The 20,151-nt window shown below is 53.4% G+C and carries 18 protein-coding genes; 7 read left to right on the plus strand and 11 right to left on the minus strand.

The features are described 5' to 3' along the window. Nucleotides 1-24: 24 nt before the first annotated feature. The 4 genes from EYC98_RS16095 to EYC98_RS16110 all read right to left on the minus strand — a co-directional run bounded on the left by EYC98_RS16095 (nucleotide 25) and on the right by EYC98_RS16110 (nucleotide 5,253). Nucleotides 25-879 (minus strand): glycosyltransferase family 2 protein, encoded by an 855-nt coding sequence (locus EYC98_RS16095; RefSeq protein ID WP_279246400.1) that lies wholly within the window; start codon nucleotides 877-879, stop codon nucleotides 25-27. A 5-nt stretch (nucleotides 880-884) separates the two neighbouring features. Beyond that, the gene (locus tag EYC98_RS16100) at nucleotides 885-2,789 is read right to left on the minus strand and encodes a hypothetical protein (RefSeq protein ID WP_279246401.1); all 1,905 of its coding nucleotides are present in this window, start codon (nucleotides 2,787-2,789) and stop codon (nucleotides 885-887) included. Continuing rightward, nucleotides 2,786-4,705 carry a tetratricopeptide repeat protein gene (locus EYC98_RS16105; RefSeq protein WP_279246402.1) on the minus strand — a complete coding sequence of 640 codons (1,920 nt, stop codon included), beginning with the start codon at nucleotides 4,703-4,705 and terminating at the stop codon, nucleotides 2,786-2,788. The genes EYC98_RS16100 and EYC98_RS16105 overlap by 4 nt, the downstream gene beginning before the upstream one ends. A 119-nt stretch (nucleotides 4,706-4,824) precedes the next feature. After that, nucleotides 4,825-5,253 (minus strand): pilin, encoded by a 429-nt coding sequence (locus EYC98_RS16110; RefSeq protein WP_279246403.1) that lies wholly within the window; start codon nucleotides 5,251-5,253, stop codon nucleotides 4,825-4,827. A 407-nt stretch (nucleotides 5,254-5,660) separates the two neighbouring features. Here EYC98_RS16110 and pilB point away from each other — a divergent pair, with 407 nt between their 5' ends. From pilB to coaE, 4 genes are read left to right on the plus strand one after another with little or no spacing between them, the layout of a single operon-like run. Beyond that, entirely contained in the window at nucleotides 5,661-7,376 is a 1,716-nt protein-coding gene (gene pilB, locus EYC98_RS16115; RefSeq protein ID WP_279246404.1) for a type IV-A pilus assembly ATPase PilB, read from the plus strand. A gap of 3 nt (nucleotides 7,377-7,379) precedes the next feature. Next, nucleotides 7,380-8,600, plus strand: a complete 1,221-nt coding sequence (locus tag EYC98_RS16120; protein WP_279246405.1) for a type II secretion system F family protein — start codon at nucleotides 7,380-7,382, stop codon at nucleotides 8,598-8,600. Between the two features lie 9 nt (nucleotides 8,601-8,609). Next, entirely contained in the window at nucleotides 8,610-9,500 is an 891-nt protein-coding gene (locus EYC98_RS16125; RefSeq protein WP_279246406.1) for a prepilin peptidase, read from the plus strand. After that, nucleotides 9,497-10,096, plus strand: a complete 600-nt coding sequence (gene coaE / locus EYC98_RS16130; protein WP_279246407.1) for a dephospho-CoA kinase — start codon at nucleotides 9,497-9,499, stop codon at nucleotides 10,094-10,096. The genes EYC98_RS16125 and coaE overlap by 4 nt, the downstream gene beginning before the upstream one ends. Before the next feature lie 16 nt (nucleotides 10,097-10,112). On the opposite strand, the gene EYC98_RS16135 is transcribed toward coaE, so the two are convergent. After that, nucleotides 10,113-10,766, minus strand: coding sequence for a TetR/AcrR family transcriptional regulator (locus EYC98_RS16135; protein WP_279246408.1), 654 nt, complete (start codon nucleotides 10,764-10,766; stop codon nucleotides 10,113-10,115). 136 nt (nucleotides 10,767-10,902) lie between these two features. Here EYC98_RS16135 and EYC98_RS16140 point away from each other — a divergent pair, with 136 nt between their 5' ends. Continuing rightward, a complete protein-coding gene (locus EYC98_RS16140) occupies nucleotides 10,903-12,189 on the plus strand; it encodes an aromatic ring-hydroxylating oxygenase subunit alpha (RefSeq protein ID WP_279246409.1) in 1,287 nt (428 codons plus the stop codon). Continuing rightward, entirely contained in the window at nucleotides 12,186-12,746 is a 561-nt protein-coding gene (locus EYC98_RS16145; RefSeq protein WP_279246410.1) for an aromatic-ring-hydroxylating dioxygenase subunit beta, read from the plus strand. The genes EYC98_RS16140 and EYC98_RS16145 overlap by 4 nt, the downstream gene beginning before the upstream one ends. A gap of 52 nt (nucleotides 12,747-12,798) precedes the next feature. Here the strand turns inward: EYC98_RS16145 and EYC98_RS16150 are convergent, their stop codons facing one another. Beyond that, nucleotides 12,799-13,113 carry a DUF1330 domain-containing protein gene (locus tag EYC98_RS16150; RefSeq protein WP_279246411.1) on the minus strand — a complete coding sequence of 105 codons (315 nt, stop codon included), beginning with the start codon at nucleotides 13,111-13,113 and terminating at the stop codon, nucleotides 12,799-12,801. A 162-nt stretch (nucleotides 13,114-13,275) separates the two neighbouring features. Between EYC98_RS16150 and EYC98_RS16155 the strand changes: the two genes are divergently transcribed. Continuing rightward, the gene (locus tag EYC98_RS16155; protein ID WP_279246412.1) at nucleotides 13,276-14,193 is read left to right on the plus strand and encodes a TIGR03564 family F420-dependent LLM class oxidoreductase; all 918 of its coding nucleotides are present in this window, start codon (nucleotides 13,276-13,278) and stop codon (nucleotides 14,191-14,193) included. A 35-nt stretch (nucleotides 14,194-14,228) separates the two neighbouring features. Here EYC98_RS16155 and EYC98_RS16160 read toward each other — a convergent pair whose 3' ends face one another. The 5 genes from EYC98_RS16160 to EYC98_RS16180 form a co-directional block, all read right to left on the minus strand. Next, the gene (locus tag EYC98_RS16160; RefSeq protein ID WP_279246413.1) at nucleotides 14,229-15,167 is read right to left on the minus strand and encodes a TIGR03619 family F420-dependent LLM class oxidoreductase; all 939 of its coding nucleotides are present in this window, start codon (nucleotides 15,165-15,167) and stop codon (nucleotides 14,229-14,231) included. A gap of 81 nt (nucleotides 15,168-15,248) precedes the next feature. Next, entirely contained in the window at nucleotides 15,249-15,527 is a 279-nt protein-coding gene (locus EYC98_RS16165) for a hypothetical protein (RefSeq protein WP_279246414.1), read from the minus strand. Between the two features lie 208 nt (nucleotides 15,528-15,735). After that, a complete protein-coding gene (locus EYC98_RS16170; RefSeq protein ID WP_279246415.1) occupies nucleotides 15,736-16,419 on the minus strand; it encodes a glutathione S-transferase family protein in 684 nt (227 codons plus the stop codon). 194 nt (nucleotides 16,420-16,613) lie between these two features. Further along, nucleotides 16,614-18,470 carry a putative bifunctional diguanylate cyclase/phosphodiesterase gene (locus EYC98_RS16175; protein ID WP_279246416.1) on the minus strand — a complete coding sequence of 619 codons (1,857 nt, stop codon included), beginning with the start codon at nucleotides 18,468-18,470 and terminating at the stop codon, nucleotides 16,614-16,616. 213 nt (nucleotides 18,471-18,683) lie between these two features. Continuing rightward, a complete protein-coding gene (locus EYC98_RS16180; RefSeq protein WP_279246417.1) occupies nucleotides 18,684-20,135 on the minus strand; it encodes a carotenoid oxygenase family protein in 1,452 nt (483 codons plus the stop codon). Between the last annotated feature and the right edge of the window lie 16 nt (nucleotides 20,136-20,151).

Raw genomic sequence — 20,151 nt, forward strand, 5'->3', positions numbered from 1 at the left:
ACTCCAGGCCGCCTCACTAGCGGCCTAGACGTCCTTATACATCAGGTTGGTAATCTGCTCTGATACCAACCCTATAAGGAACACTATTATTGCCGCAAGAAACATCATCGCACTCATGTTGGTAAAGCGTGCATCTACCAGATAGGTGTATAGGTAATTAAAGCTCCCCAGTAGCCCTAGCACAATAGACAGTGGGAAAAATATCTTCAAGGGCGAATAGAGCGTGCCAATCTTGAAAATAATCAGAAAGAACCTGACGCCATCGCGCAGCAAATTGATGTGGCTGGTACCAATGCGGTTGGCAACCTCAATCGGCACGAAAGCAACAGAATAACCGGCGCGAAAAAAAGCCATGGTGCTGGTAGTCGGATACGAAAACCCGTTTGGCAGCAAATACAGGAACTCCATAAACAAGTGCCGGCGCACCGCACGAAAGCCGGATGTGAGGTCAGCAATATGGTGGCCGACCATGCTGCTCGCAAGCTTGTTATACAGTGTATTGGCAGACCAACGAGCTACGCTCGCCTGCGAACCTACACCACTACGGGCACCGACCACCAGATCAAAACCCTCATCAACTTTAGCCAGCAGGCGCTCAATATCGGCAGGATCATGCTGGCCATCGCCGTCCATAAAAACCATCAACTCGCCGCTCGCTGCCCGTGCGCCACTCTTGATAGCAGCACCATTGCCCTTGCTATAAGGGTGCACCACCTCAGTTACCTGAAACTCGCGACAGACCTCGCTGGTGCTATCAGTAGAGCCGTCATTAACCACAATAATTTCAGCCTCCGGATGGCGCGCCACCAAATCTGGCAGCACTTTACGCAGACCATCAGCTTCATTTTTTGCTGGAATTACAATTGAGAGAGAAGACATAAATTTCATTCCCCCGGCGCTATAGCGGCGGGCTGGTTAACGGGTTGAGTGAACAGCTCCAAATTATAGTGTTGCTGACGATTCAACAAGCCCTGAGCCTGTAATTGCTGCAATTCCTCAGCCACCCGCTGGTGCTCGGCACCCTGACCGAGCACCGAGGTAAAGTATAACTTCATCATTAGCGCGCGAATATTACCGGGCGAGCGACCCAGCAGCCCATTAATATGCTCCAGCGCCTGCGGATAGCGCTGCAAATAATTTTCCAATATCGCCAGGCTGACATAGATAGTGGGGGCAACAAAACGCGGATCTGATACCTTAAGCAGTTCCGCCAAACGATCTGCCAGCAGCGGGAAATCAGTCGCCGCGCAGCCGCCATCGAGAATCCGGTTAACCAGCAATGTCATCGTATTACTGGTCGCATCAATGCGAAAATCTTGCGCGGTTGCGCTGAGACCCGCAATCACCGCCGCCGGAATAGCTTGCTCACCAAAGCAGTACAAAGAGATACCGCGCAAACTATGCTGCAAACTGTTACCCGTGCCATTGAGCTCTGCAGATCGATCCAGCATCACCACGGCCTCGTCTATTGCACCAGCCTGACCTAGTACCCGCGCCATTTCTGCGTTGGCACGCGCGGAATCTGGAAAGCGGTTGAGCGACACCGCATTGAGCACAAATTCGTTGGACCAGATTTGCACTTCACTGCCAAGCAATAAGGCATTACGCATCAGCATCAACAGCAGGGCCGCCAGTAACCAGCTACGCAACCAGGGCCAGCGTTGCCAGAGTCCGGCCAGAGCCGCCACCAGTGCTATGAACAGTCCCACCGCCGGTAGGTAGTTGCGATGCTCGAACACCAACTCCAGCGGGAAGATAGTAGACTCCATACTGTGGGCAGTGACAAAGAACCCGAAGCCGAAGGCCATCGGACGCCAGCGCCGATCACGCCTCATTACAAACACCAGCGCCAGTACCAGCAGCCAACCCACTAGCGCCGGCAGAGTTACCCAAGGCTGCAACCAACCGCGTGATACCGGCCAGCCATCCTGGTACAAACCCAGACCCTGAGGGTCTGCCCAGAGTAGCTGAGCAACGTAAAACCAGACCACGCGGCCTTCTGTCAGCAGCCGTTCCCCGCGGCTAAAATCTCGACCGCTATACCCCCCCAGTACGAGTTCCGGTCGCCATATCAAGACCGCCCCCACGCTCACCACCCCAAACGCCAATAGTAGCGTATGAACCCAGCGCACCTGACGGCCAGCCCTACCCCGGTAGTGCAATAAGCACCATTCGCTAAACATAATCAACGGCAATGCCAACAAACCGTTTTCTTTGGCCAGGGGCGCTGCCACCATCGACAAGAGGGACAGTGCACCCCAACCTAGCCAGCCATTTCCGGTACTGAGCCGCGCGCGCAGGTAGCTCCACACTGCCAACAAAGACAATAGCGCTGACAGTTGCGCCATGCGTTGTATGGTGTAAAGCACTGTGCTGATAAATAGCGGGGTTAATAACCACAGACCGGCTACCAGTACCGCCAATGCAGCAGCGCGCGGATAGTGCAGACAACGCAGGACGTCGCGGGCGAACAGTGCTACCAGCGCTGCCATAAACAGGTGTAGCACCAAATTGAAACGCTTGGTGCCTGCAACACCGGCATCGATATAGATTTTCTCGAGACTGAAAACCAACATCGACAACGGCCGCCCCAACGGGCCCGAAGCATTGCTGCGCACCACATCAGGGAGAAACTCCCGGCTCTCCTCCAGATTATCCAAAGCTCGCAGATTAGAGCCATCATCCAGCACCGAGGGGCCTGAGGTGCCGGGCCAATAGAGCCATAGGCACGCCACCGCCAGCAGCGCGAACAGTAGAGCCGGTAGCGCGGCGGCAGCGCGACTGCTCATGGCGCCTCCTCGGCAAAGCTGGTAATCACATGGCGTACGCGCTGCGGTCCGGCATCCGCAGCCAAACTGGCGCGCAATGCCTCTAACGCCTGACCTAACTCGCCACTGCGGTTATACCAGGCGGCCATACCATCCCACGCGTCCAGATTGTTCGGAAAGGAATCCAGCAGGCGAGCATGCAGAGCCAGCGCCTGCGGATAATCCATTTTCACATTGCCGTAAAAGGCCGCCAGATTATGCAAATAGTGGGGCCGCTGCGGATAGCGCGCAATCAAGGTCTGCATGATGCCAATGTAGGACTCGTCACTGATATCGCATTGACCCTCTGAGATACACTTCATTAGCAGGCCCAGCGCAGCGTGATCATTGTTGTTCAAGCTCCGCGTTGCGGCTGCCTCGGTCAACTGCCTCACCCAGTCACCGTCTTCTTGTGGGCCGAAGTATCGGCTATCGAGATACAACAAGGTAGTCAGTGCGGTGAAGCTGCCTGCATCGAGTTCCAACATGGTGATATAGCCCTGACGCGCCAACACCAGCCGCCGTTGCTGCTCTGACTTCGCAGTGGCGGATTCAGCCAGCCGCAATTGCAGGTTGGCATAGTGATAGCTACTGCGCAGAGATTGCGGATGATGGTGCAGGTGGTAGGCCGCCATCACCTCCTCGTCCCCCCAGAGGCTGGCGCGATTAAATAGCTGGAGCCCCAGCACCAGCACCAACAGGCCACTGATCAGCAGACGCTGACGCAGCACTGACAAGGGCAGCAGCGACCAAATTACCCATGCCACCAACAGGCAAACGCCCAACGACGGAAGATAGTTGCGATGCTCCCAGGCCAACTCTAGCGGCAGCACATTGGCCTCCAGACTGTGCAACAACAAATACCAGCCTAGGGCAAAACTCAGCAACGGCCAACGGTGACGCCAAAATACCGCTACGCCGATGGCAGCAAGCCATCCACCCACGGCCAGTGCGGTGGTATAGGGCTGCCACCATCCCCGCGACACCAGCACATCGTCATGATGCAGCGCCAGCGGGCGAATATCGGGCACCAACGTCCAACCGAGATAACTCCACAGTACTCTTGCCTGAGTCAGCAAACGCTCCTCAAGATTGAAATCGCGGGTCCAATAACCACGTAAAATAAAGTCGGGCTGCCACCAGACCACTGTCGCCATTAACAGCAGCGGCGAGAATACCGCTAGCGCACAGATAGCCGGGATAAGTGCATACCGGCGCCCCGCAACCTGTCCGTCGAAAAAGACCAGTTCGACCAAGAGCACCAGCGGTATCATCAAGATGGCATCCTCCTTACAGAGTATGCCCACCGTCAGGCTCAACACGAGGCCAAATAAACAGGCTGAAAGTTCGGATGCTGTTGGCGCCCGTTGCAGCCAACGCGGTCGATAGGAGACGTAAACCAGCAGCGCTGCCAGGGTCGCCAAAGCAGCCAGCTGCTCCATCCGTTGCACCGCATACAGCACCGTAGAAACTTGCAGAGGGTGCAGTAGCCAAAGCGCGGCGGCGGTTGCCGCAAGCCAACTGGCGCGCTGCTCATCAATATCAATCTGTGGTGAAAGTATCAGCAAGCGACGGATCAACTGATAAGCCAGCAGTGCCATTCCACCATGCAGCAACAGATTAGTGAACTTCATAGCCCATGCAGACAACTCTCCTGACATCTGCGTATTCAACGCAAAGCTGAGCATACTCAGAGGCCGACCGGTGGGTCCACTGGCAGAGCTGAACAGGGCGTTATACCACTGTATAAAGTTGCCCGAGTCGAACACCAATGCCGAATTTTTAGCGATAGCCGGACCGGAATCAAATAAGAAAGCGCTGCCCAGACCCAGCCAATAGGCAGCCGCACACATCAGCAACAGGACTATCCAGTGGCGGACTAGTGGGACAGCGGGCATAGAGTTACTCGACAGGACTATGAAGGTGCACAGATTATAGCGACTGCAGACAAAGATGAAGGCAAAAATGAAGGCAAAAAAAAACCCGGGCAAGCCCGGGTTCTTCTGCTTAGCGAGTATTAACCGCGGCAGTTAGCAGGCAAGTACTTGGCTTCGATAGTGCCAGGCTTGCAAACCCACTGCATGGTGCCGCCTCTGGTGCTAGTGTTAGACAGCAGCATAGTCTGGTCGTCAGCAGTAGTTCCGCCCACATCTTTGATCTGCAAAGTGATCAGGCCAGTGGTGTAGATAACCGAAGCAACAACGTCAGTATCAATGTTGCTGCGCACGCCAGCTTGTGCAGGAGTCGTAGGAATTGCGTCGTTCGCGATAAAGTACTCGCTCACATTAGTTTTGGCTTCGCCCATAGTCATAATGGCTTCAGACAGCTTCGCACGCACTGTATAGTCCTGATAAGCAGGCAGTGCGACCGCGGCCAGAATGCCCACGATAGCGATAACGATCATCAGTTCGATCAGTGTAAAACCTTTTTGGTTAGTATTTTTCATTTTGTATCTCCGTTAGTACTATTAAGTTGTGGTGCCGGCCACTTGTTCCGGTCCTGCCGGAATTCGGCAGCAAGCCAGTCCAGCTGAATAAGACTAATGCAGGCACCGTGCCAACAACGGAACTATGCCATTTATTATTTTTAATATCGTTTAAAATCAATATCTTATGGTTTAATTTTATTTTCGAATAGTATTTCAGAGGACACTTTTGTGGGCCACTCAGGCGTCAGACAGTGACAATCTACGTCACTCGTGGTCACAAAAGGTCTGTTGCGCAAATATGTTGTGACACATATCGACTTTCATTATATCCGTACTATAAGCGCGATGACTTGATGGCTATACTGCTGTCAATCAATTGCGAAAATACCAAACGCCATGCGCCAAGCAATACACAGGGCCCAAGAATGACAAACAAAACGCCAACTCAGTTAAGTGGCCTGGCCGGACGCCTGGTAGCCGATGGATTACTCGATGAGGAAGTCGCCCACGAAACTCAGTCCACGGCCTCACGAGAAAAAGTCCCCTTTGTAAAACTGCTGGTAGATCAAGAGCTCATTAACAGCCACAAACTCGCGGAAATGGCGTCAGAAGAGTTTGGAGTTCCCCTGCTCGACATCAGCGCTTTCAACAGTGAGCTGCTGCCTCGCGAACTGGTGGCGCCAAGTCTGATCGCGAAGCATCATGCGCTACCGTTATTCAAACGTGGCAGCCGTCTCTATATAGCCGTCTCTGACCCCACCAATCTGGTGGCACTGGATGAGATCAAGTTTCACACCGGCTTTAATACAGAAGCGATACTAGTTCATGAAGAAGCTCTTAATGAGCTCATCAATGACTGGATTGAAGAAAACGATTCATTGAGCACCGGCCTCGATGATCTGGATGACGCTAGTCTCGAAGACCTTGATATAGAAGGCGGGACCGACGATAACTCCGACGATGATGGCGCTGAGCTCGACGAGACGCCTATTGTCCGTTTTGTTAACAAAGTGCTGATCGATGCCATCAAGGCGGGTGCGTCAGACATACATTTTGAGCCTTACGAGAAGTCCTACCGTATTCGGTTTCGCACCGACGGCATTCTCGAGGAAATGGCACGACCACCCAATAATCTGGCGGGGAGACTGGCAGCGCGACTTAAAGTGATGTCACAGATGGATATTTCTGAGCGACGCGTGCCACAGGATGGCCGTATCAAGATGAAGCTTTCCAAAAACCGCGCTATCGATTTTCGGGTGAATACCCTGCCGCTGCTGTTTGGTGAAAAAATTGTACTGCGGATTCTCGACCCATCCAGCGCCCAAATGGGCATCGATATGCTCGGCTATGAACCGGAACAGAAAGATCTCTATATGCAGGCACTGGAGCAACCGCAGGGTATGATTCTGGTAACCGGTCCAACCGGTTCCGGTAAGACGGTGTCGCTTTACACCGGCCTCAATATTCTCAACACCCCGGAACGTAATATTTCCACTGCGGAAGACCCCGTGGAGATTAACCTGGACGGTATTAATCAGTGCCACGTAAACAACAAAGTAGGCCTCAACTTTGCCATGGCGCTGCGCTCATTTCTGCGTCAGGATCCGGACATCATCATGGTGGGAGAAATACGTGACCTGGAAACTGCCGAGATTGCGATCAAGGCGGCACAGACAGGTCACATGGTTATGTCGACTCTGCACACCAACAGCGCGGCCGAAACGATTACTCGTATGCTGAACATGGGCGTACCGTCGTTTAACCTGGCAACCTCTGTGAACTTGATCATTGCCCAGCGTTTGGCGCGGCGTCTGTGCAAAGAATGTGCCGAACCTATCGATGTACCGCATGAAACTCTGCTCAAGGAAGGTTTCACTGAGGAAATGCTTGAATCTGCAACTTTAATGCAACCCGTGGGCTGTCCCAAGTGTACTTCCGGCTACAAAGGTCGAGTGGGTATCTATGAAGTAGTACGCGTTACACCAGCGCTGGCACGTATTATCATGGAAGAAGGTAACTCTATTGATATTGACAAGCAGGCACGCAAAGAAGGCTTCAATGACCTGCGCATGTCAGCTCTCCGTAAGGCAGCCTCTGGCGAGACCAGCCTTGCAGAAGTTAACCGGGTAACAACGGACTAAGTTATGGCAACAGCAGCAGCTAAAGGTAGCAAGTTTCAGTGGCAGGGGACTGACCGTAACGGTAATGCCTCCAAGGGCGAGATTGAGTCAGTCAGTGTGGCAATGGCCAAGGCCCAGCTGCGTCAACAGGGCATTAAACCACGCACGGTAAAAAAGAAGTCCAAGCCTCTGTTTGGAGACGGCGGCAAAAAAATCACTGCCTCCGATATCGCGATTTTCACCCGTCAGCTCGCCACTATGATGAAGGCCGGTGTACCCTTGGTACAGAGCTTTGACATCGTCGGCGAAGGCACCGACAACGCGCGCATGCGCAACGTCATTAGCACCATCAAGAATGAGGTGGCGTCGGGTACCAGTCTGGCGGCTTCATTGAGCCGTTACCCTCAATACTTTGATGAATTGTTCGTTAACCTGGTCGCCTCAGGAGAAACCTCGGGAACGCTGGAGACCATGCTCAGCCGCGTCGCCACCTATAAAGAAAAGTCAGAGCAACTTAAAGCCAAGATCAAGAAAGCGCTGACCTATCCTATAGCTGTGGTCGTTGTGGCTCTGGTGGTGACAGGTATTCTGCTGGTTAAAGTAGTGCCGCAGTTCGCTGAAACCTTTTCTTCGTTTGGTTCTGAGCTGCCAGCTTTTACCCTGTTCGTGCTGAATATTTCGAATGCTGCACAGGAATGGTGGTTGATCATACTGGTTGGCATTATCGCCTTGGTCTACGCCTTCCGCGAGGCCATGAAACGCTCAGTAAAGTTCTCTGAGGGCATCGATCGCGTCATGCTAAAAATGCCAATCTTCGGTGACATCGTCTTTAACTCGGTCATAGCGCGCTTTTCCCGCACACTCGCTACCACCTTTTCCGCCGGTGTTCCCTTGGTAGAGGCACTGGACTCTGTTGCAGGAGCAGCCGGTAACTCGGTTTATGCAAAAGCCATCAAGCGTATTCGCGATGACGTAACCACTGGCTCCCCACTTTATACCTCTATATTAGCGACTGGAATTTTCCCCACGATGCTGCTGCAGATGGTATCCATTGGCGAAGAAGCAGGTGCCTTGGATGACATGCTGGAAAAAGTGGCCGACTATTACGAAGAGGCGGTAGACAACGCCGTGGACAGCCTCAGTTCGTTAATGGAACCCATGATAATGTCCGTGCTAGGTGTTCTGGTGGGTGGACTAATGGTCGCTATGTACCTGCCAATATTTATGCTTGGCTCGGTCGTCTAACGCTCAGATATGGAATTTATTACTGCCATTAACCAGCACCCATGGCTGCTGGAAGCACTGGTGCTGTTGCTAGGACTCTGCGTAGGCAGCTTTCTCAATGTGCTTATTTATCGCCTACCGGTCATGATGGAATCCGAGTTCCGCACTGAATGCTACCTGCTCTTAGAGCAGGACAATCCTGCAGATGAGCCAGAGCGAAAATTCAATATCGCGTTCCCCAACTCTCACTGCCCCGGTTGCAAGCACGAAATCCGCGCCTGGGAGAACATCCCAGTACTTAGCTGGCTGCTATTACGCGGCCGCTGTAGCAATTGTGATAGCGCTATTTCAATGCGCTATCCCGCGGTAGAGCTTGCCTGCGGCTTACTGTCGCTGTTACTGGCATTACAATTTGGCAGTGCCAGTATGGGTCTGCTGGGCGCCCTACTGCTGACCTGGGCGCTGATAGCGCTGACCATGATTGATATTGACCATCAATTACTACCCGACAACATAACCCTGCCGCTACTTTGGCTGGGCCTGCTATTCAATATCGGTGGTACCTATGCCAGCCTGCCCGACGCCGTGATCGGCGCCATTGCCGGCTACCTGTCGCTATGGAGCGTGTACTGGTTGTTCCGCCTGCTCACCGGCAAAGAAGGCATGGGCTACGGCGACTTTAAGTTACTGGCGGCACTTGGCGCATGGCTGGGCTGGCAGGCACTGCCAATGATCATATTGCTATCTTCATTGGTAGGGGCTGTATTGGGAGGTCTAATGATGTTTTTACAGCGCCGTGGGAAAGATATTCCCATGCCCTTTGGTCCGTACCTCGCCATTGCCGGCTGGATCGCATTTCTCTGGGGCCCTGAAATCATGGCCTGGTATTGGGAAATCGCCGGACTACAGAGCAGCACATGACACTGATTGTAGGTGTCACAGGTGGTATCGGCAGTGGCAAGTCCGCGGCTACTGATCACTTTGCCAGCCTGGGTATTACGATCGTCGACGCTGACCTCGTCTCACGCATTATCGTTGAGCCGGGCCGTCCGGCACTGACGGCGATCGCTGAACACTTCGGCGCTGAAATCCTGCAGGCAGATGGCCAGCTCGACCGCGCGGTGCTGCGTCAAAAGGTCTTTACGGATAGTGCTGAGCGCGAGTGGCTGGAACAGCTCACGCATCCGTTGATTGGAGAAGAAATCATCCGCCAGCTGGCACAATCTCAGTCTGCCTACACCATACTGGCATCGCCCCTGTTGCTGGAAACTTCACAAAAAGACCTCTGCGCCATAACCGTGGTGGTCGATGTGCCCGAAGAACTGCAACTACAGCGCACCATGGCGCGGGATGCCAACGACGAGGCTCAAGTACGGCGTATTATGGCAGCGCAGATGTCACGCCAACAACGCCTGCAGCTAGCCGATGAGGTCGTCGATAATAGCGGTGATCTAGCAGGGCTATACGGTCGGGTTGAACAACTTCATCAGCAGTTTTTAGAGCAATGCTCCATCTAAAAGCCTGCACCGCGATCTAATCCAGCGCAATCAACAAGACGCGAAACATTTTTGATAGGAACCTTTTCTGTCGCTCTATATTCTCCTCTGCCATTAAATCCCCCTCGGCGAGAACATCAAATATAGCCTGCGACTGAAAGTAGCCTGCAGTAAGGTTGAACATTGCGATCACACTGATAGCCACCATGGCTGGGTCGTGATGATGGGTGCCCAGTACCGCCTGCATACTGTGTGAGCCCTGCTGGAGCAGATGCTCCAGCCACTTCCGCATCAAACGATGCCCATCAGAGTCAGCGCCGCCTTGCAGCGCTTGCTGAAACAATGCCGCAACGTGCGGATGCTCACGCAATAAATCAGTCATGCGCTCAGGCAAAGTTTCAGGACTGCCACCGTTCGCCAAAAAATCATCCAGCGCCAGAGAGAGAGGCCGTAGCGCCCGCTCCAGCACGGCAGCGTAAAGCGCCTGCTTGCCTCTGAAATGATTGTACAGCGCAGGCTCAGTTAATAGCGCAGCTTCACTGATCTGACGCAGACTGACACCTTCAAAGCCATAACGGGAAAATAGTGGCTCGGCCGCGTCCATGATGCGCTGCCGTGTCCGCTCACCTTTACTCATAGTCGTCGCTAGAGCCATTGGTGGCAGCTCCGGTGCTTTGAACGACTGACTCATGCTAGCTACCCACCATAATAATATTAATATTAGATCATATTTATAACATATAACTGCGAAATTCCGGTGGATAATTACTCTATTCTATTGATAAACTGTATTTTTATTAATATTTGATAATATATTGGTGCCAAACATGACTACAGCAAAAGATTTGGTCAGCGACGATGGCGCCTGGGTGAACCGCAAGGTATGGACCGATCAGGCGATCTACGAGCTGGAAAAAAAAGCCATCTTTGCCAAGGCTTGGCTATTCCTTGGGCATGAGTCTCAGATTCGCAGTCCCGGAGATTTCGTGCAGGCTTTTATGTGTGAAACCCCGATCATTCTCGCCCGCGGCTTTGATGACAAAATTCACGCCAGCATCAATAGCTGCTCCCATAGAGGGCTCCCCGTATGCCGCGCCGACAGCGGCAACACCAAACGCTTTGTCTGCCCCTACCACAACTGGTCCTATACCGTGGCTGGCGAACTGAAGACCATTCCGCAGGAGTCCGAAGTCACCCACAAACCCGATAAGAGCCTGCTGGGACTTAAACAGGTGCCACGAGTGGAATCCTGGCGCGGCATGATCTTTGGCAGCTTCAATGAGGACGTAGAATCGTTAGAGGACTATCTCGGCGATATGCGCTTTTATCTGGACGCATTTTTCCTACGCTTTCCAGCGGGCATTGAATTCATGGGGGCACCGCACCGCTGGCTGATAAACGCCAACTGGAAGCTGCCGATGGAGAATCAACTCGGTGACGTCAACCATGGTGCCTTTTTGCATGGCGCGCTAATACCGCGCGAGGCTCAGGATCAGATCGAAGCGATTGGCTACAGTTGCGTCACCGAGCCGGGTGGCCACGGCGCAACCTTTCGCCTAATGCCTGATGAGACCGCGGCCAGCGAGATAGCCTGGGGACTGGAAGGCATGGGTGGAATTTTCGGAGGTGCCGAAGTTCAGGAGTACCTGCTAGAAGTACAAGCGCGCGCCGCCGAAAGGGTTGGCGATATCCGTGCCCGCATGAAAGGACTGACTTACGGCATTTACCCCAACCTATCATTTCTCTGGTCGAACACTTCCTTTAAAGTGTCACATCCACGAGGACCCGGCCAGGTCGAGTACTGGTCCTGGGCAGTCGTTCCTGCCGACGCCCCCGACCACATTAAAAAAATTCTTCGCACCAACTACAGCTCTTTTTTCGGACCCGGCGGTATCCTGGAGCAAGAAGACTCAGAAGCCTGGACCCAACAGTATATCGGCAGCAATATTGATTTTGCCGACGATCGCCCATATTACTACGGCCTTGGACTGGGCGATGAAAAACCGCACCCCGAGCTACCCGGACTAGTCAGCGCCACTGCCAACGAATACTACGGGCGCGCGTTCTACACACGCTGGCGGCAGGCGATTGAAGCTGTGGAGGCTAGAACATGACAACGTCCTACCCGTTGAATACAGAACAGCAGCTACAGCTGGAACAGTACTACTATCGTGAAGCCCGACTGCTCGACAGCCGTCAGTACCAGCAATGGCTAACCCTGCTCAGTCAGGACATCAGCTACACCATGCCGTCCCGTTCCAATGTTCAGATCGATAATCGAGAGCGCGGCAACGAGGCAATGCTCAGTATTGAGCATGAGCTGGAGCAAGCCGAATCCATGGGTTGCCCGATTCGGGAAGAAAATATCATTCACTTGTCGGTGCGGGTAGAGCGCGCTTACAAAATGAACTCATGGTCGGAAAACCCACCAGCCAGAACGCGGCGCATTATCGGCAACATAGAAGCCTTGCGCGCAGAACAGGAAGCTCTGGAGGTGGTCAGCAATTTCCACCTACACTACAGCCGCCCCGGGCATGCCACCACCCTGTACAGCGGTCAGCGGCAAGACCGCTTATTGCCAGACGGTGACACCGTGTTCAAGATAGTGCGCCGTATCGTGATTATGGACTACGCCATTATTGAGGCCCCAACAATGGGGCTGCTATTCTAGTGGCATCTCAAAAGGCATTAAATCCCTCGGAGAAAAGACACGGAGGACGCGTTCATGCGCGCGGCGGCATACCATGCACCATAGTCAAAAAATGCAGATGCGTGCCAGCGCGGCGGTGCTCCGACAACGCCTGATAATCCGGGTCTGCGTACCAGGCCTGCGCCTTCTCGGCGGAAGGAAATTTGAACATTACCATGCGCCCGGTACGGGGTGACGCACCTTCGAAAGTTTCAGTGTTGTCGTCGTAGGTAAAAAACTCACCTTCATGACGTTTCAGAATCGGGAAAAAACCCTTTTCGTACTTGCGGTATTCATCGGCATCATGAATATCGAAATTAGCGATCACATACGCGGGTGCTTCAGACATCAGAACAATTCCTTGTGTGGTAAAAGTGTTTATCGGTTCACGCTTCATTCAGCGCGACCAGCGTCTCGGCTCGCCAGCAGTCATGCTGTGCGCTTGCAAAGTGACCATGGCTACCTGAGAATGCAGGGCCTCATTATGCCAACAGTCAGCAAGGACACCAACATGAAAATTGGTCTTATGGCCGGTGCCACAGAAGCTACCGGAACCGGAATCAACGACATCATCGAGTTTAGCAAGCAGGCTGAAGCACGCGGCTTCGACTCCATCTGGCTTGCAAATATCTTCGGCATCGACGCTGTCATGGCCTGCGCCCTGGCTGGCGCAGCTACCGAACGTATAGAGCTCGGCACCGCCGTTACGCCGAGCTACCCACGCCACCCATTGGCGATGGCGCAGCAGGCACTGACTGCCAACGCGGCCTGCAGCGGTCGTTTTGCAATGGGCATCGGCTTGTCCCACAAGCTGGTTATCGAAGACATGATGGGGCTTTCTTATGCGCGCCCCGCATCGCATATGAACGAGTATTTGCAAGTATTGTCTCCACTGCTACGCGGTGAGCCCGTGAGCTTCAGTGGCGATGAGTACCGGGTAAACGCCGCGCTAGACGTTCCAGACGGGGCCCCCTGCCCCCTGTTGGTGGCTGCACTGGGCCCGCGTATGTTGAAGCTAGCCGGCGAATATGCTGACGGCACTATTACTTGGGTGACCGGCGCGCGCACTTTGGAAAATCACATTATTCCAACTATCAGTGAGGCTGCCGCAGGCGCCGGACGTGCAGCGCCCCGCATCGTTTGCGGACTGCCCGTTGCAGTGACCGAACAACCCGCGGAAGCCAAAGCCATGGTAGCCGAGTCATTAAAGATGTACGGAATGCTGCCCTCTTACCGTGCAATGTTGGACCGGGAAGGGGTTGAAGGACCTGCTGATGTGGCTCTGATCGGCAGCGCCAATGAAGTCGCAGATCGACTCGCGGCCTTGCGCGAGATAGGGGTTACCGATTTCAACGCCGCTATCACTCCTACCGACCCGGACGTGTTTGACAACACTATGGCCGTGCTAGAAGCCGCTATTAGCAATTAAGCGGTTATTGTACCTGGCTGGCTGTCGGCGTTACCTCAATTATGGGCGACGGCAGCCAAGGGAGCAAAAAATTCCGGCTGGGCCAGCCAACCCTCAGGGCCAGGGTTATCAGCAAAAAAGCTGGTATCAAGAATCAGCTCTGAAACTCCTGCAGCGCGTGCCTGTTCGACCTGGCGCGACAAATCTTCAATAGAACCACACCAGTCTGGCTGCATGGGGCCAGCACTAACGGGCGCCAGTCCAGGCAGTTGCGGCGAACAAAACACGCGGTATATAAGTTCCAGCGGTGGGCGCCCAAACTCACTTTGCGCCATATTGTTGATTGCGCGTAAACCGCCTACTGCAGCATCCAGATCCAGTCCGGCGGGCATCCAGGCATCGCAGTACTCCGCTGTACGCCGCAGACCCGCCTCTGACCAAAACCCACTGATCAAAGGTATTTTTCCAGTCACCGGCTTGGGACTAGTCAGACATTCCGGTATGGAAAAGAAGGGGCCCTCATAGGCCACCGGGTCTGGGCCCAAGCAAGCCTGAAGAGCGCGAATGAAATCACGTGAGCGCGGTCCCCTCGAGCTGAAGGGCGTATCCATCAACGCGTACTCCTGCTCACTCCACCCCAGCCCGAGACCGAGCTGGAAACGACCTCCGGACAAAACATCGATGGTCGCAGCCTGCTTGGCCAACGCCAGAGGCCGATGATAAGCGGTCACAAGAATAGATGTGCCTAGACCGATGCTGCCAGTAACCCCAGCAACAAAAGACAATAGCTCCAACGGCGACAGTAACTGGGCATAGGGCTGCGGCCAAGGTATATCTGCGGAACCCGCATAACCCAAAGCTGGTTGCGGATAAAACAGGTGCTCTTGGACCCACAGCGAATCAAAACCCAGCGCTTCTGCCTGCACGGCAAAGTCAGAAACAACAGCTGCACTTGTGTGTGGACCCAACTGCGGAAGACACAGGCCAATTTTCATAATGGGGGGCGCCCTGAAAGATTAAGGACACATGATACTCTTAGAAGTGCTGCCGGTCAGTCCCGAAGCGTGTATTGCTTTTTACCAGGTCCCGGGCTCCACTGGCTCCGGCTGAACCGCGTAAAACAGATTCTCACGATGGAGACAGTAGGCATAGGCCTCTTCCAGCGCTGCAGCGGAAAAATTCAGTGGCCTCTGACTGAAAGTGCTGTGCTGAGACATACAGCTAGCACGCCGCTGCTCGGTCTCAGCATCGACCTGGCTGACGAAATTCTGAGGCACCAGAGTAGACCCCGCAGAGCATCCTACTAGCGTCGCTAAGACTGCTAGTGATAGCATTTTCTGGAATGGTAAACGCATGGCAGGTTCCAATTTCTCAGGCTCTGAAACTCACTATAGGAGCAGCTGATACTATTGGATAGTGACTATTACCTGCTTTGATCAAGCTAGCATGTGAATTCGTGACTCGAGTCACAAAAAGCAGCGAATCCCACGAAGAAGCAACATTTGAGGCCAGTTTTACTGTGCTATGGAAACAACAGAGGACGTCACAAAGGCGCGGAAAAGATCAGGTTTGTAGGTTTATGCGCGCCTTCTTGGTGAACTCCTGCTGGGCTTTCTCATCTTCCAGCAAGCTGTCGATTGCGATAGGAACCCGCACACCGGCCTGCAAGCCCGGCTTCTGTTTCATAGCGTCCAACCAGCGATCAAGGTGCGGCAACCCGTCTCTGGAGACTCCCGACCACTTGTAAGTCCGTACCCAGCACCAGTTGGCGATATCGGCAATGGAATAGTCATCAGCCAACCACTCGCTTTCACCCAGACGGCGATCAAGGACTTCAAACAGACGTCGCGATTCGTTTTGATATCGGTCAATGGCTGGTTGGATCTTCTCAGGAAAATAGCGGAAGAACACGTTAGCTTGCCCCATCATTGGTCCCACCCCGCCCATCTGGAACATCAACCACTGCATCACTCGCGCCCGCCCGGCGGCATCTGTGGGTAACAACTGACCGGCCTGTTCAGCCAGATAGACCATAATGGCGCCAGATTCAAAAATGGCCAGATCATCCGCACCCCGATCAACGATGGCGGGTATACGGCCATTCGGGCTTATCTTTAAGAACGCATCCGTCTTCTGATCGCCGGCGCTGAGATCGACGGCTTGCACAGTATATTCGGTACCGAGCTCTTCCAAAGTACAGGAAACTTTATGCCCGTTAGGGGTCGGTGAGGTATAAAGATCGATCATGTTCTTGGTCCTGTCGGGGTGAGCAGCGTCTTGTTAAAGGAGTTTCTGCTATTGCAGCGCTAAAGCCTCATACCGTCAAAAACGGCTGAGCGTAACATCGCCACATTATGGCAGCAGTGATCGCAAAGACAAGAACCGGGGGCGCACCGCCCACGCGGATGAATTACCCGCCCAAAAAAGCAGTAGCTGACCGCCTACATGACGCTGAGGTTAGGGGGGCCGTGATGATACTCATTTCCCGCCTGAGCCATAAGGCGTTCTAGCTCGCAGGCACTCACCGGCTGACTGAAATAGTAGCCCTGATAGTTAGTACAATCGTGACGCCGCAGAAACTCAAGCTGCTCTTCACTCTCCACTCCCTCTGCCAAAACCCGCAGGTGTAAACTCTTGGCCATAGCGATAATCGTGGTCGCAATAACAGAATTTTTGCGATCAACAAATAGGCTGCGCACAAAACGCTGATCAATTTTGAGTTCGTAAAACGGCAGCTCCGAGAGATATGACAGAGAAGAGTAGCCGGTTCCAAAGTCATCCATGGAGCTACGGACTCCAAGCGCGTTGAGCGCGTCCATCTTCGACTTGGCGTCGTCTAAATTCTCAACGACCACACTCTCAGTCAACTCCAGCATCAGGTGCCTGGCGGGTAACTGAGTTTCGCTTAACACGCGGGCGACACGCGCTACAAAATCTGCATCACGGAACTGCCGGGGGCTCACGTTGACCGACACGTGGTCAAGCGCCAAGCCTTGTTGCAGCCACTTACTCATCTGCTCACAAGATTCTTGCAAGACCCAATTTCCAATCGGGACGATCAAACCACAGTCTTCTGCTACAGGAATAAACTGTTCAGGCGCTACTGCGCCAATACCCGGCCGTGTCCAGCGTATCAATGCCTCAGCACCGCGGATAACACCACCCCCGTCAACCTGAGGTTGAAAGCGCAGCATAAATTCATCTCGCTGCAGAGCTTCACGTAAATCTCGCTCCATAGCTAAGCGATTCTCGGCAACCCGCTGCATTTCGGGATGGAAGAAACAGGCTGAATTCTTGCCGCCGCCCTTGGCCTTATAAAGCGCAGTATCTGCCTGCTTCAGCAATTCCAGAGGCGAACTGGCGTTACTGGGAAAGATGGTTATACCGATACTCAGCGACACATAGTGCTTCTGTCCGGCAATAATGTAGGGGACCTCCGACAACGCCAGTATTTTCTCGCAGATGCGACTGGCATGCTCTATCGTGTCTTCCTCGTTGCTGGTATCCCCCGGGAGTAGAATCAGGAATTCGTCGCCACCCAGACGCGATACTGTATCTGACTTACGCACATTATCGGTCAGACGGCGACCCAGCTCGACCAGCAAACAGTCACCATGGTCATGACCCAGCGTGTCATTAATATCTTTGAAATTGTCGATGTCCATAAAGAACAACGCGCCAGCGGTTTCATAGCGCTGTGCGTGGGCTAACTCACGATCAAGGCTATCTAAAATCTTACGACGGTTGGGCAACCCGGTAAGGGAATCAAAAAAGGCCAGCTTATTAATCTTTTCCTGAGTACGCTTTTGCTCGGTGATATCCGAATAAACAGCGACATAGTGAGTAGTGCCCCGATGACGATCCGTTACGGCCGTCAGACGCTGGTACATGGGGATACACTGGCCGTTCTTTTTCCGACACATCACTTCGCCACTGAATTGTCCATCCTCCTCCAGCGCATGATGGATTTCATGCCAGGGCAAATAGCGATCCTCCAGCGAAAACATCGAGGCTTTAGTGCCGACAAGATCGAGTCGCTCAAAACCCGTTGCGCGGGTAAAAGCTGGATTCACCCGTCGAATTGTCAGGTCTTTGTCGGTAATAAGAATCGGCTCATGTGAGTCGAAAGTGGTCGCCAGTAAGCGCAACTCTTCCTCTGACACCTCTAGCTGATCCGACTTACGCTTGAGCAAATTGGCAATTGCGGTATTTTTACGCCGAATACTGACCAGCGCCACCAGTAGCACAAAGGCCAGCAAACAGCTGGCAAGACTTAACGCAGTCATTCCGTAGGCCATTTAGACGCCTCTCGCAGTCCGCGAAATCGCGGTAGTAGGGAAACGCGTATTGGGCCTTTTGGGCAGGGTATTTAACATGCAGAAAGTCTAGAGACTCAAGCCGACAACACCAAACCGGAACAGCAAAAATGGCTAGCTGTTCACATTTTACCTAAGCGAACCGTGAACAGGTGCGCAATCGCCGGTCGCAGACTATGGCAGCATCTTAAATAACTAGTTATCGCTAAATATATGCGGGGTATAGAAGCCATGGAAACCATAGGGCACATGATGCAGCAAAGGGATGGACGCTATCTCATCCGACATCGCTACAGCGTCAACCAAAGACACCTCGCTGCGTCCGGTGTCAGCATTGAACAACACGGCCGCCAACCAACCATCGTCTTCGGCAGTTCCGCCCGGACGCGGTATAAACAGTGCCTCGGAGGTGAAACGTCCGGGCCCGAAGTCAAAAAAACTAACTACGCCGGTCTGGTGATCAATTTTCTGCAGCGCATTGAACGTATAAGGAGTGCCGTTCTCTAGCACTGTAGCGGTATACGAGTAGCGATGTTCCACACCGGTGCGGCGTTGATCCCAAACCGGAAAGTCGCCGCCCTGAACACCCTCATGACGATAGCCAGAAACCTCACCACTGGCCAGGTTCAGTTTGAACCGATAAAAGCATGCGCTGGGATCGGGCTCCACTTCAATATCCGCGAACACGTCGCGCATAGCATCCATTGAACCCATTTCATCCACTCGACAGACATCGACATTAATTTCATCGCCGTCTTCGTAGGCATTGCCAAAGTGATAGCAAAAAAACGGGTCAACCTCGAACTCCCGGACCAAAGACAAATCATCCAGCGACAACACCACGACCTTGGTGGGTAATGAGGGGTCGTAAGCCATCGCATCCACAATACTGTGCATGCCCAACACAAATTTGAGCGGAGTTTTAAACACGGCTGGACACAGAAAGAACACTGCGTATTTGTCCGTCATCGCAAAATCGTGACACATCGCGTAATTGCCGACCTTGTGTCGAGTGCGCCCTACCATCTCACCATGAGGATCAATCTTGTAAAAGTTCAGCGCGCCCATCATGCCGAAGTTGTAATAATTTCCGGTACCCGGGTGGACCTTGCCATGAGCACTAAAAGGCATACCCATTTTTAACTGACCGGAGAAATTATGGGCGCCTACGGTTGTAAGGTCGGCGGGATTCAGCTCCCAGGGCGCACCGCCCTCCCACAAGGCCAACAGTCGGTCGCCGTGATAAACCACCGCTGTGTTAGCCGCATTACCCGGAAAACGGAACATATTATTTAAAAAACCACCGGGGCGCTGAGTGCCCACGCCGCGATACAAAATTTTCTGCGCGGCAGTCTCGTTTACATACTTGGGCGTGCGCACATACCGATTGCGGTAATGCACCTGGCCTCGATCAAAACTAATAGCACTGAGCATCCCATCGCCATCGAACCAGTGCCCATATTTGTAGGGTCCGATCTTAAGCCGACCAGGCCCGTTGCGAAACAGGGTGCCCACCAGCTCTTCCGGCACTTGCCCAGTAATGGTGTCAGCGTCTACGGTGTAGTCATGTTCTTCTGAAAGCGCTTCATAGCCGGCGATATGACAGCCTGGCTTGATGCGTGCTGCTACTGTGTTCGGCGCATTCATAATCAATCTTCTCAGC

The sequence above is a fragment of the Candidatus Litorirhabdus singularis genome (genome assembly GCF_026262625.1).
Classification (GTDB): Bacteria; Pseudomonadota; Gammaproteobacteria; order Pseudomonadales; family Halieaceae; genus Litorirhabdus; species Litorirhabdus singularis.